The 18,152-nt window shown below is 41.4% G+C and carries 15 protein-coding genes and 1 pseudogene; 13 read left to right on the top strand and 3 right to left on the bottom strand.

Translation table 11 applies throughout. The annotated features are described in order from the left end of the window. Window positions 1-205: 205 nt before the first annotated feature. A complete protein-coding gene (locus AC4CU0_RS13150) occupies window positions 206-1,063 on the top strand; it encodes an alpha/beta fold hydrolase (protein WP_168377928.1) in 858 nt (285 codons plus the stop codon). Between the two features lie 405 nt (window positions 1,064-1,468). Here the strand turns inward: AC4CU0_RS13150 and hcaR are convergent, their stop codons facing one another. Beyond that, window positions 1,469-2,374: a DNA-binding transcriptional regulator HcaR gene (gene hcaR, locus AC4CU0_RS13145; RefSeq protein WP_180002937.1), complete on the bottom strand. Its 906-nt coding sequence runs from the start codon at window positions 2,372-2,374 to the stop codon at window positions 1,469-1,471. A 279-nt stretch (window positions 2,375-2,653) separates the two neighbouring features. Between hcaR and hcaE the strand changes: the two genes are divergently transcribed. From hcaE to AC4CU0_RS13100, 9 genes are all read left to right on the top strand, one after another. Continuing rightward, on the top strand, window positions 2,654-4,021 hold the full coding sequence (gene hcaE / locus AC4CU0_RS13140) for a 3-phenylpropionate/cinnamic acid dioxygenase subunit alpha (RefSeq protein WP_067763943.1): 1,368 nt from the start codon (window positions 2,654-2,656) through the stop codon (window positions 4,019-4,021). Beyond that, window positions 4,018-4,536 carry a 3-phenylpropionate/cinnamic acid dioxygenase subunit beta gene (gene hcaF / locus AC4CU0_RS13135; protein ID WP_067763936.1) on the top strand — a complete coding sequence of 173 codons (519 nt, stop codon included), beginning with the start codon at window positions 4,018-4,020 and terminating at the stop codon, window positions 4,534-4,536. The genes hcaE and hcaF overlap by 4 nt, the downstream gene beginning before the upstream one ends. Beyond that, entirely contained in the window at window positions 4,536-4,862 is a 327-nt protein-coding gene (hcaC, locus tag AC4CU0_RS13130) for a 3-phenylpropionate/cinnamic acid dioxygenase ferredoxin subunit (protein ID WP_067763933.1), read from the top strand. The genes hcaF and hcaC overlap by 1 nt, the downstream gene beginning before the upstream one ends. A gap of 2 nt (window positions 4,863-4,864) precedes the next feature. Then, window positions 4,865-5,683, top strand: coding sequence for a 3-phenylpropionate-dihydrodiol/cinnamic acid-dihydrodiol dehydrogenase (gene hcaB / locus AC4CU0_RS13125; RefSeq protein ID WP_490743289.1), 819 nt, complete (start codon window positions 4,865-4,867; stop codon window positions 5,681-5,683). A gap of 65 nt (window positions 5,684-5,748) precedes the next feature. Further along, window positions 5,749-6,711: a 3-carboxyethylcatechol 2,3-dioxygenase gene (locus AC4CU0_RS13120; RefSeq protein WP_180007135.1), complete on the top strand. Its 963-nt coding sequence runs from the start codon at window positions 5,749-5,751 to the stop codon at window positions 6,709-6,711. An 11-nt stretch (window positions 6,712-6,722) separates the two neighbouring features. Beyond that, window positions 6,723-7,958, top strand: coding sequence for a 3-phenylpropionate/cinnamic acid dioxygenase ferredoxin--NAD(+) reductase subunit (gene hcaD, locus AC4CU0_RS13115; RefSeq protein ID WP_490743288.1), 1,236 nt, complete (start codon window positions 6,723-6,725; stop codon window positions 7,956-7,958). Window positions 7,959-8,393: 435 nt separating this feature from the next. Beyond that, on the top strand, window positions 8,394-9,296 hold the full coding sequence (locus AC4CU0_RS13110) for a DMT family transporter (RefSeq protein WP_490743287.1): 903 nt from the start codon (window positions 8,394-8,396) through the stop codon (window positions 9,294-9,296). A 229-nt stretch (window positions 9,297-9,525) separates the two neighbouring features. Continuing rightward, window positions 9,526-10,467 (top strand): cation diffusion facilitator family transporter, encoded by a 942-nt coding sequence (locus tag AC4CU0_RS13105; RefSeq protein WP_490743286.1) that lies wholly within the window; start codon window positions 9,526-9,528, stop codon window positions 10,465-10,467. 60 nt (window positions 10,468-10,527) lie between these two features. Next, complete coding sequence (locus AC4CU0_RS13100) at window positions 10,528-11,583, top strand: MBL fold metallo-hydrolase (protein WP_490743285.1); 1,056 nt, start codon at window positions 10,528-10,530, stop codon at window positions 11,581-11,583. A gap of 82 nt (window positions 11,584-11,665) precedes the next feature. Here AC4CU0_RS13100 and AC4CU0_RS13095 read toward each other — a convergent pair whose 3' ends face one another. After that, window positions 11,666-13,186 (bottom strand): catalase, encoded by a 1,521-nt coding sequence (locus AC4CU0_RS13095; protein ID WP_490743284.1) that lies wholly within the window; start codon window positions 13,184-13,186, stop codon window positions 11,666-11,668. Between the two features lie 810 nt (window positions 13,187-13,996). Between AC4CU0_RS13095 and AC4CU0_RS13090 the strand changes: the two are divergent. Continuing rightward, window positions 13,997-15,206 (top strand): annotated as a pseudogene (locus tag AC4CU0_RS13090) (alpha/beta hydrolase family protein). 204 nt (window positions 15,207-15,410) lie between these two features. Here the strand turns inward: AC4CU0_RS13090 and AC4CU0_RS13085 are convergent. Then, complete coding sequence (locus AC4CU0_RS13085) at window positions 15,411-16,016, bottom strand: TetR/AcrR family transcriptional regulator (protein WP_067764153.1); 606 nt, start codon at window positions 16,014-16,016, stop codon at window positions 15,411-15,413. A gap of 92 nt (window positions 16,017-16,108) precedes the next feature. Between AC4CU0_RS13085 and AC4CU0_RS13080 the strand changes: the two genes are divergently transcribed. Together AC4CU0_RS13080 and AC4CU0_RS13075 are read left to right on the top strand one after the other, a co-directional pair. Continuing rightward, a complete protein-coding gene (locus tag AC4CU0_RS13080; protein ID WP_490743283.1) occupies window positions 16,109-17,782 on the top strand; it encodes an acyl-CoA dehydrogenase family protein in 1,674 nt (557 codons plus the stop codon). Window positions 17,783-17,966: 184 nt separating this feature from the next. Beyond that, complete coding sequence (locus tag AC4CU0_RS13075) at window positions 17,967-18,152, top strand: DUF7230 family protein (RefSeq protein ID WP_180024481.1); 186 nt, start codon at window positions 17,967-17,969, stop codon at window positions 18,150-18,152.

The following is an 18,152-nucleotide window of genomic DNA, read 5'->3' as shown; positions in this document are numbered from 1 at the left end:
TGGATATATTTTTGAGTTATATATTTAAAAAACAATAACTTAAATTATAGTCTATTTGTTGTTTATGATCGTAAATATGTATCAGTTAGCAGTGGCTGAACAGGTAATATGAGACTGTAAAAACCACAAAATCCAAAAGAGTCCCCCTTGTGTTTAAATCCGTTATGGATTGAAACATAAGCTCTACGCAATACGAGGAGCATGTATGAGCACTGTTCAGATTCCTGACTATACAACTGATTCATTCTTTGGTTTAGAAGATAAATGGATTGAAACTGCTGAAGGCGAATTAACGCATTACCACGAAGTGGGTGAAGGCACACCAATTCTATTTTTACACGGTTCAGGTACAGGTGTATCTGCTGCGGCAAACTGGTGGTTAAACCTTCCACAAATTGGTGAACAAGCACGTTGTATCGCTATCGATACGATTGGCTATGGTCAAACTGTTGTTGCACCGAATACTGCTTATGGTATCCGTGCTTGGGTTGATCATGCTGTACGTACGCTAGATGCCCTAGGTATTGAAAAAACTTGGTTAGTGGGTAACTCACTCGGTGGCTGGTTAGCATTCCAAATGGCTTTGGACTATCCAGAACGTGTATTGGGTATCGTGTCTATGGGTACAGGCGGTGCTAAACAAACTGCAGCACTTAAAGCACATGCAAACCCTGTATTAACCGAAGAAGGCATCAAGAAAACCTTGTCTATGTTTGTTGTAAACAAAGACTTGATCACAGACGAATTGGTAAAAGTACGTTTCGCTTCTGCTGCAAATGACTATGCATCAAATCGTTTGATGGATGTTGTTGGCGCACGCGACCGTGACCGTTTCGAATTCCCACTCGACTTTGAAAAAATGAAAGACATTACTGTACCAGTATTGCTTATTCACGGTGTACAAGACGTGGTGATTCCAGTATCTCGTACGTGGGATATTTTGAACACAGTTCCAAATGCGGATGCGCATATCTTTAGCCAATGTGGTCACTGGTCACAAGTTGAAAAAGCAGAAGAATTCAACACCGTGATTAAAGATTATTTAAAAGCGCGTGGTGTGTAATTTCTTGTCACTGACATGAAATTCAAAAAAGGATGGTTTTGCCATCCTTTTTTTTATATAAATCTTTTGAAAGAAATACTTTAAATGAGTATTATTCTCATTAATGGGTCGACAGTGTACGGTCTAAATCAGTAAAAAGGCATAAAATAAGCTCATCTGAATGGTTGGGGAAGGGGAATTATTTATTAGACTTAAGTTGTAAATCGGCAATTTTTAGCAATTTTTATCAATGTCTAAACTAAAATTTATAAGTTATTTTCCATCAAGTCGATATGCATGATAGATAAAATGCGTCGATTAAAACATTTAAACGATTAAAAAAGCGACTTTTTAGCCATAAAAAAAGCACCATTATTCATTTTAAAAATAATGGTGCTATATCTATAAATGATGACTTGGCGAAAATTAACGCTGTTCGCGATTGATATCGAGATAAAAAACTTTGGTTAGCAGTTCAAGGAATTTATCTACAGCCACAGAACTCGCCGTTTTTCGGTAACTTACATACAAGTCTAGATACGGTAATTCGACATCTAAAGGACGAATCACCGTATTGTTCATGGTCAATGGCGCGATGTATCCCGGTAGGATCGTGCAGCCTAAGCCCATGCCGATGGAGTTAATGTTAAACAGGATATTGTCGGCTTTTTGCACGATATTAAATTGAATATCATGGGTCGAAGCAAAGTCCAAAATGGCTTCATGCAACGTGCCAGATTGTTCACGTGCAGGAATGATAAAATCAATCCCATTCAATGCTTTAACTGGAATGCGCTCGTACTTCGCTAAAGGGTGATCTTTGGGTAAAATAAAGATCAATGGTTCACGTAATACAAACTGACTTTCAATTTCGTCGCTGTGGAAGTTATTGCGGGTAAAAGTGATGTCCAGTTCACCTTTTTGCAGCAATTTCATCTGATCACGGTTATTTAAACTGAGTAATTCAATCTTGAGTTCTGGGTTCTGAACACGTAAATTTGGCAGCACATAAGGGAAGATTTTCATCTCTGCGACAGGGACAAAACCAATGCGCAGCATCTGCTGTTTGGCTTGTGAAACCTGACGTGCCATCGCCACGGCCTTGTCTGCTTGAGCTAGTGTCAAACGTGCTTGTTCTAGAAATACGGCACCTTCTTCTGTGAGCTCAACTTTACGTTTAGTACGGTGCAACAGTTTTACGCCGACATCTTCTTCAAGATCTTTAATTTGTTGGCTTAAAGAAGGTTGAGCAGTATAAAGTTTTAACGCAGCTTTACTGAAATTGAGTTCTTCAGCGACAGTAATAAAGTAGCGTAAGTGTCGTAATTCCATATAATCAACCCGTGGAGTAATCCAAAAAATGTCTTACTTAGAAGTCCGTTCAGTATAATCTATAAACAACTATTGCGTGAGGATTATTTTACCATTCACGAAATAAATGGTGTTCTCGGCAATTTAAAAAAAATGCCATAAAAAAAATCTACCGTAATAATCCATAAAATCTCTTAATTAAAACAAAATAAATATTTCCCGAATATCGCTCTAAAATCCATCATCGTTGAAAAGTTGAGTCTATTACTTTGTGCCTTACTGGTCACAGGAGAGCTTTTCATGAGTGGAAAAATTGATGTGCGCGAAATCGATGCTTTGGTCGATGCACAAAATGGACGTATCACGCCATCTATCTATACCGATCCAGACATTTACGAACTTGAATTAGAACGTGTGTTCGGTCGTACATGGTTATTCCTATGCCATGAGAGCCAAATTCCTAAAGCCGGCGATTTCTTCAATACCTACATGGGTGAAGATCCGATTATCGTGGCACGCCAAAAAGACGGCTCAATCAAAGCATTCTTAAACCAATGTCGTCACCGCTCTATGCGTGTGAGCTTCGCAGACTGTGGTAATACACGTGCATTTACTTGCCCGTACCATGGCTGGTCTTACGGCATTGATGGTTCTTTAAAAGATATCCCACTTGAAGACCGCGCGTTCCCGCACGGTGCTTGCAAAGAGAAATGGGGTCTTGTTGAAGTTAACCGTGTTAAATCATACAAAGGCTTAGTATTCGCTTGTTGGGATGAAACTACACCTGACCTAGAAGAATACATGGGCGATATCGCTTGGTACTTAGATGGTGTTCTTGACCGTCGTCCAGGTGGTACAGAAATTATCGGTGGTGTACACAAGTGGGAAATCGAGTGTAACTGGAAATTTGCAGCTGAACAGTTTGCATCTGACCAATACCACGCATTGTTCTCTCACGCATCTGCGATCCAAGTATTGGGTGCAAAACCAGATGACGAATCATCTAAGAAATTAGGTGCTGCACAAACCGCTCGTCCTGTTTGGGAAACTGCGAAAGACGCGATTCAATATGGTTCACGCGGTCATGGTTCAGGCTTCTTCTTTACTGAAAAACCAGATGCAAACGTTTGGGTAGACGGTGAAGTGGCGAACTACTTCCGTGAAACATTTGATGAGGTTAAAGAGCGTCTTGGTGAAGTACGTGCACTTCGTCTTGCTGGTCACAACACCATGTTCCCAACATTGTCTTGGTTGAACGGTACTGCAACGCTTCGTGTATGGCACCCACGTGGTCCAAATAAAACTGAAGTGTGGGCATTCTGTATTGCAGACGCTGAAGCATCTCAAGAAGTAAAAGAAGCATTCGAACGTTCTGCAACACGTGCATTCGGTCCTGCTGGTTTCCTTGAGCAAGATGACTCTGAGAACTGGATTGAAATTCAAAAAGTTTTACGTGGTTATAAAGCCCGTCAAAACAAACTCATTATGGAAATGGGTAAAGGTAACGAGAAAGTACGTGAAGATGGTATCCCTGGTATCACCAACTACATTTTCTCAGAAACAGCTGCACGTGGTATGTACCGTCGTTGGGCTGACCTATTGATTCATGAAAAATGGGAAGACGTTGAAGCTGCGGCTGACGAATATGAGAAGGAGCTTATGAAATGAGTCAAATTAGTTTAGAACTCCATCACCAAATTAGTCAGTTTCTTTATCGTGAAGCAAAATTGCTTGACGATTGGAAGTTCCGCGATTGGTTAGCTGTATTAGCTGAAGATATTTCTTATACGTTACGCACAACACCAAACGCGCAAACACGTGACCGTCGACGTTCGATTGAGCCGCCAACAACTTGGGTATTTAACGATACAAAAGATTTGTTGGAACGCCGTGTAGCTCGTTTAGAGACAGGTATGGCTTGGGCTGAAGAACCTCCTTCACGTACAACACACATGGTTTCAAATGTGATTGTTGAAGCGACTGAAGTTGAAGGCGAATACGACGTTTACGTAACGTACTTGTTGTACCGTACCCAGAAAGAGAAAGATGTAACAATCTACTGTGGTAAGCGTCACGACAAGATCCGCAAAGTCGACACTGAGCAAGGTTTCGAAATCTTCAACCGTAAGATTACCCTTGATCAGGTGACTTACAACTCACATAACCTGAGCGTGTTCTTCTAATGAATAAGATTTTTGTTTGCCAAGTTGACGAATTAGACGAAGGCGAAGCATTGAAAGTAGATTGCGGCGTTAACGGTATCGATGCGCTTGCAGTATTCAACAACAATGGCGAATTTTTCGCGATGAACGACCGTTGTTCACATGGTAATGCTTCAATGTCTGAAGGTTACCTTGAAGATGATGGCACTGTTGAATGTCCACTTCATTCGGCTCGATTCTGTTTGAAAACTGGTCAAGCATTATGCTTACCAGCAACAGATCCTATCAAGACATTCCCTGTGATTGTTGAAGATGGTGCTTTATACGTAGAGATGGCAGGAGAGTAATCATGGGTTGGCTACAAGGCGAAGTTGCACTTATTACCGGTGGTGGTTCAGGCTTAGGCTGGGCATTGGTTGAACGTTTCTTAGACGAAGGTGCAAAAGTTGCCGTTCTTCAACGTTCTCAATCGAAAGTTGATGCATTGAAAGAACATTTTGGTGACCGCGTGCTTGCGATCGCAGGAGATGTAGCCAGCTATGAAGATAATGTTCGCGCAGTTCAAGCAACTGTAGAACATTATGGCAAACTTGACTGTTTCGTCGGGAACGCAGGTATCTGGGATCATTACGCAGATATCGTCAATACATCGGGTGAACAGCTGGAGAAAGCTTTTGATGAGATTATGGGTATTAACACCAAATCTCTCATCTTAGGTGCCAAAGCTGCACTTGATGCATTGATAGCTTCAGAAGGTTCTATCATATTTACTTTGTCTAACTCAGCACTGTATTCGGCAGGCGGAGGCCCTGTATACACAGCGTCTAAGCATGCTGGCGTTGGGATTATGAAAGAATTAGCCTATGAGCTTGCGCCTAAAGTACGAGTGAACGCTGTTGCTCCGTCGGGTATGAATGTAAACATCAAAGGTGCTGCTTCTTTAGGCCAAGAAAACCTCGGTCTACTCGATGCACGTGATCCTGAGAAGATTGCACGCGGCATGCCGCTCAATTTCTTACCCGAACCTGAAGATATGACTGGTTCATACGTGTTATTGGCTTCTCGTCAAAACAACCGCCCATTAACTGGTGTTTTAATTAATGCTGAATGTGGTCTGGGTATCCGTGGTTTACGTCAACCACGTGCTGGCTTCTTTGACGAGATTTAATTCGCCAAATACGTAAAGGACTTACTCGGCAGCCGTCTTGGCTGCCTTCCGTTTAGGAGTCACCCATGGCCGTTAAACTTATTTGTGCATCGCACAGTCCCCTAATGGAATTCGCTTCTCCGCAAGAGAAATACAAAGAGGAAAAAGTTCGCGAAACTTTTGCCAAACTCGCTAAAGAAGTTGAAGACTATAATCCAACATTGATCATTACTTTTGGTCCAGACCATTTCAATGGTTTCTTCTATGACCTCATGCCATCTTTCTGCGTCGGTATTCGTGCCAAAGCAGCAGGTGATTGGGATTATGGTAAAGACAATGACCACATCAATGTGCCTGAAGAAACAGCAATCAGTCTGGTTCGTCGCGTATTGGATGAAGGTGTCGATGTTGCATACTCTTATCGTATGCAGGCAGACCACGGTGTGACTCAACCATTACATTTCCTTTGTGGTGGCAAGCTTGATCGTTATCCAACGATTCCAATTTTTATCAATGGTGCAGCTGCACCGATGCCAACAACCAAGCGTACAGTCGCTTTGGGTCGTGCAGTCGGTCAGTTCATTAAATCATTGAACTTAGAGAATGAACGTGTACTTGTTTTGGGTACAGGTGGTTTGTCTCATGATCCACCAACGCCGCAAATGGGTTCAGTTCCACCAGAAGTGGAAGAGTTCCTGATTGCAGGTCGTAATCCAACTGAAGAGGCACGTAATACACGTCAAGGCAAAATCATTGCTGTCGGTCAAAAGCTCGCAGCGGGTGATACTTCTGTCGCAGTGCCTTTAAACCCAGAATGGGATCGTGCATTGCTTGATACTTTTGCCAAAGCTGACTTTGCTGCTATTGAAGCGATGACTGAAGCTGAAATTCGTGTTGAAGGTGGTCGTGGCGGTCAAGAAGTTCGTTCTTGGATGGCTGCTTTTGCTGCACTACATGAAGTGGGCGAATACGACATGACAACACATTGCTACGAAGATATTAGTGAGTGGATTGCGGGCTTCGGCATCGTATCTGCAGAATTGAAATAAGGAACAAACCCATGAGCCAAAATGGTATCGAAACCATCGTTATTGTTGGAGCTGGTCAAGCTGGTGCTAGCGCCATTTTAGAACTCCGTGCGAACAAGTATGAAGGCAAAATCATTTTGGTGGGTGATGAAACACATCTTCCTTATGAACGTCCGCCTTTGTCTAAAGACGTAATTCTAAAACCTGAAGAGACCAAAATCGAAATTCTGTCAGAAGAAAAATTGGCAGAACTCGGTGTTGAACATATTCGTGGCAATGGCGTTGTGAAAATCCATAGCGATGCGAAAACAGTTGAACTGAAAAATGGCGAAATTGTTGCATTTGACAAGTTGCTTCTAGCAACCGGTGGTGCAGCACGCCGTTTACCGAATTTCGATGCTTTGGGTAAACACGTTTATACCTTACGTAACCTTGAAGATTCACAAGCATTGGTGCCTGTATTACAAGCGGGTCGCCGTATTGTATTGATCGGCGGTGGTGTGATTGGTCTTGAGCTTGCATCTTCAGCACGTTCTAAAGACTGTATCGTGACCGTGATTGAAATGGGTCCGATGGTCATGGGTCGTTCATCTCCACGTGTTTTAAGTGAATTCTTATTGGCACAGCAACGTCTTGCAGGTGTAGATGTTCGTCTTTCGACTTCTATTGCTGACTGTAAGCTTGATGGCGAAGAAGTAGTGATCACGCTTGAAGGCGGTGAAGAACTTCGTGCCGATGCAGTGATCTATGGTATTGGCATTGTGCCAAATGCTCAACTTGCGGTTGATGCAGGTTTAGACGTTGATTTTGCCATTAAAGTGAATAATAACTGCCAAACTTCGCATCCAGATATTTATGCAGCGGGTGACGTTGCGACTCAGCTTCGTGACTGTGGTAACCACCGTCGTGTCGAAACTTGGGAAAATGCGAACTTGCAAGCAGGTATCTTTGCTCGTCATGTAATGGATGTAGAACATCCAACCCCAAATCCAGCGTGGTTTTGGACAGATCAGTTAAATATCAACTATCAATTTGTAGGTGATATGGCTGCAAGCGAATGGATTGCACGTGGCGAAGTTAATCCTGAATTAGCTGCAGAATCATCATTTGTTTTATTTGGTGTTACTGACGGTGTAATCGTGGGTGGTATCACTGTAAATGCTGCGAAAGAGATGCGTCATTTGAAAAAATTGATTAGCAAGAATGCGGCGTTTGAAGCGGATAAATATTTAGATTTAAGCCAAGATTTACGTAAACTTGTAAAGTAAGCTGAATGTCTAAGAGGAGCAGACTTGCGGTAACGTAGGTCTGTTTTTTTATGTCTTTAGTTTTAGCGTCGCACTTATAAAGCTATTTTGTAGTCCATGTATATAGTTTTAGCTTATGTAGATCTATTCAACGGTTTTAATCCTCCCCAGCCCTCCTTTTTCAAAGGAGGGAGTAGTCTTTGTGAAGAATGGATTTCGTTTGGATGATTCCCCCTCTTTTTTTAAAGAGGGGTTAGGGGAGATTATTGATCGTTTGAAGAGAAGTCCTTATACCCCAAACGATCGGGTGGCATTCATACCGCCTCCAATTTAGTTGATAAAGGGGAGAACAATAATTGGTCTTAAACTTTATTAGTTAATGGTCTTACGAGTAGTTCCAGATCTGAATAGTGGGTTTCAGGTTAAGTCGTTAGAACAATCAAATTTGAGAATGAAATGAAATCTTCACTGCCGCTGACGGCAAGTATATATGCTCTTTTGGTACTGATTTGGGCGACGACGCCGCTCGCGATTGTGTGGAGTGTACAGGAAATACATCCGATGTGGGTGTTGATTATCCGTTACTTCGGTGTATCTATTATTGCGCTGTTTTTGTTGAAATTGATGCGTGATCCTTTGCCGTTTGATGAAACCTCATTAAAAAGTTATGTGGCAGGGAGTTTGAATTTGATTGGCGCACAGTTATTTATTTATCTGGCAGCCAATTATCTCACCTCTGGTTTAATGGCACTGATTTTTGGTTTTTCACCCTTAATTGCCGGTTTGATTGGCCATGTAATTTTAAAAACACATAAATTGGTCGCTTTGCAGTGGTTGGGCATGGCGGTTGCAGTGGGGGGGCTAATTTTTGTCTTTGCAGATTCTGCTGATAGCAAAGTCAATCCAATTGGCGTTGTACTGATGCTAATCAGCATGGTGTCGTATATCAGTTCGATTTTTTGGGTGAAACAGATTAACGCACCGTTAAAACCGATGTCTCAGGCAACAGGTTCTCTGATTGTTTCTGCCTTGGGTTCGGTACTCATCATTCCTTTTATCTGGCAGCATTTTCCAACCGAATTGCCAAGCGGCCGTGCGATGATTGGATTTGTCTTTACCATGATCATGTCATCCATTGTGGCAATGCTGTGTTACTTCTGGCTGATCAGACGTTTGGCGGCATCAACGGTGTCACTCAGTAATGTGATGACACCTGTCATAGCATTGGTTTTGGGAGCTACGTTGAACAGTGAACATATTAGCTCCAATGCCTTTGTTGGAATCGTGGTCGTGATGTTTGGTATTGTGATGTACTTTTGGAAAGAGTGGCACGAGCAATATTTTAATAAAGTACGTTGAACCGTGTACATCTACAGAATTATAAGGAAGCTGCGGCTTCTTTTTTTTCTATACCTTTGCGCTAAAGAGCGTGTTTCACATGGAACATGATGGCATTGTCGAAACAATCGACAGTTGGTGTAAAAACAACAAAATAACAAACAACAGCTACAGTCAGTTTGAGTACTATGGAATGAGCTATAAAATCAAATAGATCTGTTTGATAAAAATAAATTTAGGACAATTTTAAATGTCTGAATCTAATAAAGTCGTTGTGTATGCAGCCTTATTCGGAAATCTTGCCATTGCCTTGGTTAAGTTTGTGGCTGCGTATTTGACGAATAGTTCAGCCATGTTGAGTGAAGCCATTCACTCTGTGGTTGATACTTTAAATGAAATCTTACTGCTCTACGGTATGAAAAAATCGCAGCAGCCAGCAAATGCACGCCATCCGTTTGGCTATGGGCGAGAGCTGTATTTTTGGGCGTTTATTGTGGCGTTGATGGTCTTTGCTTTGGGTGCGATCGTGTCGATTTATCAAGGGGTTAGTCATATTTATCATCCCGAAGAAATGCAAAATCCGATGATTAACTATATCGTATTAGGTATTGCGATTTTGTGTGAAGGGACCTCTTGGTTTGTGGCATTGAAAGCATTTCGTAAAATCAAAGGTAAACAGGGCTATTTTGAAGCATTTCGACGCAGTAAAGATCCGACGACATTTACCGTGTTATTTGAAGACTCAGCAGCCCTGATTGGTCTGTTTATTGCCCTGATCGGGATCTATTTATCACACGCGCTGAATATGCCAATGCTTGATGGTCTGGCATCAATTCTAATTGGGGTTGTACTCGCTATTTCAGCAATTTTACTTGCACGTGAGACTAAAGGATTGCTCATGGGAGAAACTGCTGACCCACAATTGAGGCATAATGTCTTGATGGTTGCAGAGCAAGATCCAGCAGTGCATTCTGCCAATGGGGTGTTAACAGAGCAGATGGGTGCACATCAAGTTTTGGCATCTTTGAGTCTTGAATTTAAAGATAATTTAACGTCAGATGATATAGAAGCTTGTGTCAACAGAATTGAAGCACAAATTAAACAGCTTCATCCTGAAATTGTGGCACTCTTTGTCAAGCCTCAATCTCGGAAGGTTTGGCTTGAGCGCATGAAAGGTCGTCTTGATCAATAGGTCTGCGAGGTTAAATACTTTGCAAGGTTTGTCAGCACAGTGAATGAATTTTAAATACACATGAATCAAAAAACTCAATCAGCACAGTTTCAAATCAGTACTAAAAGCTGTATGAAACATACGGGGACGAAGCCTGTATTTGATTATCTGGCAACTGACCATTTTAATGGGGAAAAATTCTTTAATACCCTTCAAAATCCAGATGCGTTTACGCGTAAAGATATGCTGAAATGGATCATGACGCGTAAAAGCGATACATGGAAAGTAGATCGTGAGCAAGAATACCAACAGTTTTTTGCTTCTTCGCGTAGCATTCCGCACAATCGGCCATTGGCTAAAATGGATGATTGGTTGGTTTGGTTTGTCGGACATGCGACGGTTTTGATTCAAATTGGGCCATATAATTTTTTGACCGATCCTGTATGGGCGGAGTATGCAGGCCCACGTCACGGGACTGGACCACGACGTGCTTGTCCTGCAGGAATTGCCTTAGAAGAATTACCTACAATTCATGGGGTTTTACTAAGCCATAATCATTATGATCATATGGATTTAGCAACCTTGAATTGGTTACATGAACAATTCGCTATGCCGATTTATACTGGTTTAGGCAATGCTTATTATTTGCCAACACATTTCAATGTCATTGAACTTGATTGGTGGCAATCGGAAATGTTTGAAGATTTGCGTATCGTTTATACGCCTGCACAGCATGGTTCAGGTCGTGGTTGGCGAGATCAAAATCATGCCTTATGGGGAGGTTTTTCCATCGTGCATAGTACAGGACATTTCTTCTTTGCTGGAGATACGGGCTATGCCGCACATTTCAAACAAATCCATACACGCTTAGGTGCACCCCGAGTAGCGTTATTACCGATTGGAGCTTATGAGCCACGTCGTTTAATGAAATATTTGCACATGAATCCCGAAGAAGCTTTTCAGGCGCATAAAGATTTACAGTCAAAATGTTCATTGGCAATGCATTATCGGACTTTTCAGTTGACTGATGAAGCTAGAGACCAACCTGAACATGACTTACATCATGCAATGCGAAAAACATCAAAGTTAATGAATCCATTTTTAACCATGCATGAAGGCAAAAAATTGATTGTTTAAGGATTAATTAGAAGTTAATTGGAATATTTAATGCCAAGAAAAAACCACCTTAAAAGGTGGTTTTTTTATTCAAAGATAAAACTTAAAGCAAGCCAGGATTACCTTGAGCTGGATCAGTTGCACGAGCAGCTTGCGCATCCGCTACAGTTAAGCCTAATGCTTTTGCAACACCTTCACCATAAGCTGGATCACATGCGTAACAGTTACGGATATGACGGTATTTGATGAAGTCGAGTGCATCGCCCATTGCGCCAGCAGTGTTATTAAACAATGCTTGTTTTTGTTCATCATTCATTAAGTTGAATAATGCACGTGGTTGACTGAAATAGTCGCTGTCATCTTCACGATAATCCCACAAGTCAGCATCACCAGTAATTTTCAATGGTGGTTCTTTGTATTGTGGTTGCTCTTGCCATTGGCTGAAGCTATTTGGTTCATAATGCGGTGTTGCACCATAGTTACCATCCATACGGCCTTGACCATCACGACGGTTCGAGTGAACAGGGCAACGTGGTGCATTCACAGGAATTTGGTAATGGTTTACACCCACACGGTAACGTGCAGCATCCGCATAGTTGAATAAACGCGCTTGCAGCATGCGGTCAGGTGAGAAACTAATGCCTGGAACCAAGTTGCTTGGTGCAAACGCAGCTTGTTCTACATCGTGGAAATAGTTTTCAGGGTTACGGTTGAGTTCGAATTCACCCACTTCAACCAATGGATAGTCACCTTTAGGCCATACTTTGGTTAAATCGAATGGATGATAAGGTACTTTTTCTGCATCAAGTTCAGGCATGATTTGAACGTACATTTTCCATTTCGGGAAATCGCCGCGTTCAATTGCATCGAACAAGTCTGTTTGTGAGCTTTCACGGTCTTTGGCAATAATCGCTTCAGCTTCAGCATCGGTTAAATTTTTAATGCCTTGTTGAGTGCGCATGTGGAATTTAACCCAGAAGCGTTCATTATTGGCATTAATAAAACTGAAGGTATGGCTACCAAAACCATGCATATGACGGTAACCATCTGGAATACCGCGGTCAGACATCACAATCGTAACTTGGTGTAGAGCTTCAGGAAGTAAAGTCCAGAAATCCCAGTTATTTGTTGCACTACGCTTATTGGTTTTTGGATCACGTTTCACTGCTTTATTTAAGTCAGGGAATTTACGTGCATCACGTAGGAAGAAGACAGGCGTATTATTACCAACTAAATCCCAGTTACCTTCTTCAGTATAGAATTTAAGGGCAAAACCACGAATATCGCGTTCTGCATCTGCAGCACCACGCTCACCCGCTACGGTAGAGAAACGAGCAAAAAGTTCAGTTTTTTTACCAACTTCTGAGAAAATTTTAGCGCGGGTATATTGGGTAATATCGTTAGTCACGGTAAACGTACCGAAAGCACCAGAACCTTTAGCATGCATACGACGCTCTGGAATTACTTCACGAACGAAATTACCGAGTTTTTCATTAAGCCATAAATCTTGGGCAAGTAAAGGACCACGTGCACCTGCCGTCATACTGTTCTGGTTGTCTACAACAGGAGCACCAGCATCAGTTGTTAGGTGGGTGACAGGACATTTTTTAACGTCGTCGCTCATTGAGTATCTCCATTATTATGATCATGTATTAAAGTTGGGAGCTATAACTTTTCAATTGATAACACGCTCAACAGCACATGACATTAACCGTTTTGTTAATTCATTTTAAAGTGACAATGTGACAACAGTTTTTCTCTCATTCTAAAATTTTTCAAGCAGCAATCAATCGAAGAGAAGTCATAAAACTGTAGCCGTTAAAAGCTTAAAAATCTTTATTTACTTATTGACTCTAAAGCTTTCTGTGGCTTTTGACAAATGGAAAAATAGTTTTGAATAAATGGTTAATTCGATGAATCAAGTTGTTGAATTTAAATTATTTGTTTATATATTTTGTTTTAATATTTTATCGATGAATTAAACTCAAATATGTTGCTATGATAGGTAGAAGAGGACGAACTAATTAAATCCATATTTTTATTATGGATTTTAGTCTTCATATAGGTTTTTTTAGCTGATTCTAGTTAATGAAAGACATTTTTGAGCTATTAATATTGGCAAGTGGATTACGTCGTTTAAAAAAATGTAAATAAATTTTTATGGATTGATGCCAGTTGGTACAGCTATCTTTAACTTTTACGAAATACATAAAACGATTTTATGTACTAAGCTGGACTTTTTATAAAAAGCCTTTAATTAGGGCTAAGCGGAATTGAAAAAGTGGGCTAATTGAAAAGAGGGTTGAAAGCACCATTTATAGTTTGTAAAAAATCGATATGTAGCTGTAAGACAAGAATTAAATAAACAGTGATTATGAGTTTCTTATTTTTAGATAAACAACGTGTAACTTGAATGAACGTTCAGAGGTTTATTATGTTGAATCAAAGAAAACATTTATCAAAGTTCTCCAGCGCCTTAGTCATTGCTGGCTCAATTGTTGGCTTAAGTGCAACTGAATTATATGCGGCAGATACAGTGATGCCTAAAGCTAATATTTCTCAAACTCAAAACAATATTGCAGCATTGTTGCCAGGTTCGATGTTGTCACTGCAACGTGAATCGATTCCTACATCATATCAACATGCTGGGCAACGTTATGTGATCACGTATCGTAGTCGAGGGGTTAATGGCGAACCCATTGTGACTTCGGGTTATATTTTACTACCTGAAGGACAAGCACCTAAACAAGGCTGGCCCGTATTGGCATGGGCACATGGCACGACTGGTGTGGCTGATACATGTGCTCCGTGGGCCTGTGCATAGTTTGCAAGAAGTCATTGATGGTGCACTCGACAGTTGGTTGATGCGTGGCTATGCAGTGATTGCAACAGATTATCAAGGACTGGGTACACCGGGGATGCATCCTTATATGAATGCAGCGAGTCAAGTTTATAATGTGGTGGATTCTGTGCGTGCATTGCATTCTTGGAAGCCGAAGCAGTTTAATAAAGATTGGGTGGTGATGGGGCATAGTCAAGGTGGTGCAGCTGCTATTGCGGTTGCAGCTCAGGGGCAAAAAGATGCGCCTGAATTGAATCTTAACGCTGCAATCGCCTTGGCACCGGGTGGTTATCAATATGAAGGCATTGCTGAATACGTACAAACCAATCCAAATCCAGATACCAATGTAGCAGCATTTTTCCCAATCGTGTTGTTGGGAGCAGCCGCAGCAGATCCATCGATCAATGTAGATCAACTGGTTAGTCCAGATATGCAGTCTTTATTAAATCAGGCCCGTAAACGCTGTTTGTCAGAACTACAAACTGAGTTAAAACAAGCACCTCAGCCAATCTTTAAAAAAGATACAGACTTAAAACCTTTATTAAGCTACTTAAAACGACAGTCGATTGAATATATGAAGCCAACCGTACCATTGATGTTTGTTCAGGGTACAGCAGACCATTTGGTCGATCATCGCGGTACACAAAGTTATTACCAGCAAGTGTGCAAACAAAAATTGCCAGCGGTCTATCATGCGATCCCAAATGGCGATCATCGAGATGCATTACGCCATAGCCCGAAATATACGGCTGAGTTTTTAAAGAGCTTAGAACACGGCAGCATTGCAAAGGCGTGTAAATGAGATAAGTTAGCTGGCAATAAAAGCTTAACTTCTAAAGCACTTTTATTGCCGGATAAGCAAAGTGATGAATGATTTTCTTCTGCCGTAAAAATAAATTTCCTAAATATCTAAAAAAACCGGTTTAACAGCCGGTTTTTTTATAAATAACATGACTTTATTTTATTAACCAATGCATTTTAAACGTCAGCAACTTGTCCGTGAGGTCTAATCGCGCAACATATGAATTATATCTCGCTCTAAATCATGCCATTTCGCAAACTCAGGGGTTACTAACAAGCTCTGCGAAATAAATCCGTAACACACTCGCTGAAAATTCAACGCCAGCCGATCAAGCGCAATTTCAGCTTTAAAATGTGTCAAAATCGTGCGCCACATCTCTACCATCATGGCATAGCTTTTTTGATAGATTTCAATACTAGAAATCTGTCGTTCTAACAAAAATACCTGTGCCCATAAAAATTGCTGTGCTTTAACTTGCTTAATTTGAAAATGAATCATGTGCTGAACATAAGCAGATAAGTCCAAATTTGTGGATAACTTCATCAGCGATTGTGCATAAGTTTTCATCTGTTCGGCATTGTGTTTCACATGTAAATGAATAGTCAGCGCAATCAAATCTTCTTTTTTTGAAAAATACTCATAAAAGGTGCCTAAACCGACACCTGCGAGATCAGTAATTTCACGAATGGTAATTTTGTCGGCAGGCCGTTCATGCAAAAGCCGAACAAAACTTTCTTGCAATGCCTCTTGCGTGAGCTTGGCGCGTGATTGACGAGGCTTACGTCGTACGTTTATCTCAGAATGTTTCATAAAGATAGGCCAAGAAAAGCCGAACATATAGCAGTAAATAATTGTCTATACTGAAATGAAATGGAGATAAGAACAAGCAGGAAATATAAACAATGCAGACATCAAATCCGACATTCGATCAGGCATGGATGACCCATCAAATTACGAATCAATTTGATGAATTGGAAAACTATAATCTATTTTCCAGTGATACGGTTTTACACGAAATATTAAAACGTTATGGCAGTCATGATCAGGCGACATTGTGCGAAATGGGCAAAGCTGTAGGTTCTAGTGAATATTATGAATATGCAGATCTCGCAAATCGCCACACTCCAATTTTACAATCCTTCGATGCGCGTGGACGCCGGAAAGACTACATTGTATTTCATCCCGCATGGCATAAATGGATGAGTCTAAACCGCCAGTTTGATACCCATGCACATCCTTTCAATCAGCCGAATTCTAAAAGTAAATGGGTTGAATGGGCAGCGCGTTTTTATCTAGCGGGGCAGGTCGAGTGTGGCAACTTATGCCCAAATTCGATGACGCTGGGTAGCATTCCACTCATACAACGTGAACCTGAACTTTGGGCAAAAATAGGTGAGAAGCTTTTATCCACCGAATATGATGAGCGTGATGTCCCAATTGCACAGAAAAAGTCGATTTGGCTCGGTATGGGCATGACCGAAAAACAGGGTGGATCGGATGTGCGTGCCAATGAAACCCTTGCTGCACCTATTGCAGAAACAGGTCGAGGCCAAGCTTATTTACTCACAGGGCACAAATGGTTTTTCTCTGCGCCGATGTGTGATGCGCATTTGGTGGTGGCAAAAACCGAGCAAGACGGTTTAGCCTGCTTTTTTGTGCCGCGTTGGTTGGAAGATGGCAGCAAAAATCAAATTCAGGTGCAACGCTTAAAAGAAAAAGTCGGTAACCGTAGCAACTCAAGTTCAGAAGTCGAATTTAAAAATGCGTGGGGTATCATGATTGGCGAAGCAGGGCGTGGGATACCGACTATTATTGAAATGGCCAATTATACACGTTTAACCTGTTCAGTCGGTTCAAGTGCCATGCTACGCCAAGCCCTCGTGCAGAGCATTGCTTATACGCGTCAGCGAAAAGCCTTCGGTAAATTATTGATTGAGCAACCATTGATGCGTGCAGTTTTGGCAGATTTAGCTTTAGAAAGTGAAGCAGCCACTCAGCTCAGTTTTCATTTGGCGCAGTGTTATGAATCCGATGATGCTTTGTCTGTGGCATGGAAGCGTATTATGACCCCAGCTGCTAAGTTCTGGATTTGTAAGCGTACAGTAGAGCTGAGTGGTGAAATGATGGAAGTCTTTGGCGGCAATGGCTATGTAGACAACGGCATCATGGCGCGCATTTTTAAAGAAGCACCTGTGAATACCATTTGGGAAGGTTCAGGCAATGTTATGTGTTTGGATGTGCTGCGTGCAGTTGCACGTGATGCTGAGTCCATCGAAGTATTATTTAAAGATTTAGCCGCCACAGCAAATACAGATGCAACCCTGCAAACCGAATTACAAGACTTGTTTAAATCATTTCATCAGTCACCTGAAGATTTACAATTTATGGGGCGCAGTTTGGTCAGTCGCTTAACGGTCTTGGCACAAGCGGTATTATTAAAAAGATATGCACCTGACTATGTGGCAGCAGGTTTTATTCAAAGCCGTTATAGCGCTAAACATGGGCAAGTAGTGGGGATGTTGGACGCCAAAATGGTCGATGTGGAGCGTTTGCTGGAAAGGGCTTTCGCAAGTTAAATGCAACGTATTTTCCTCTCCCTTTGGGAGAGGGGGAAAAATGTGGCAAAGCAAAGTTTTTATGGATTTGGGGCTAACTCTACTGTATCAAAAAGCCATAGGAAAGTGCTTGAAAAAATCTAAAAATAGACCAATATATGCACTACAGCACGAGGGTGCTGTATAGGCAAAAAGGTGAATGCAAATGGCAAAGAAAAAAGTCCTGCCTGAAGTTGAAGTTCGCAACTTTGTGGCAAAACACATGAACGATTTTAACAAAAGCCAAACTTTTGTAGATCGAAAGAAAAATGCAAAACGCGGCTATGCAAAGCACAAAAAAGGGGGATATTCGAATGATTATCTCCCTTTTTATTGGTCTGTATTTTTATAA

This window comes from Acinetobacter sp. LipI_15, from assembly GCF_058242865.1.
This window is presented reverse-complemented; position numbering and strand designations above follow the sequence as displayed.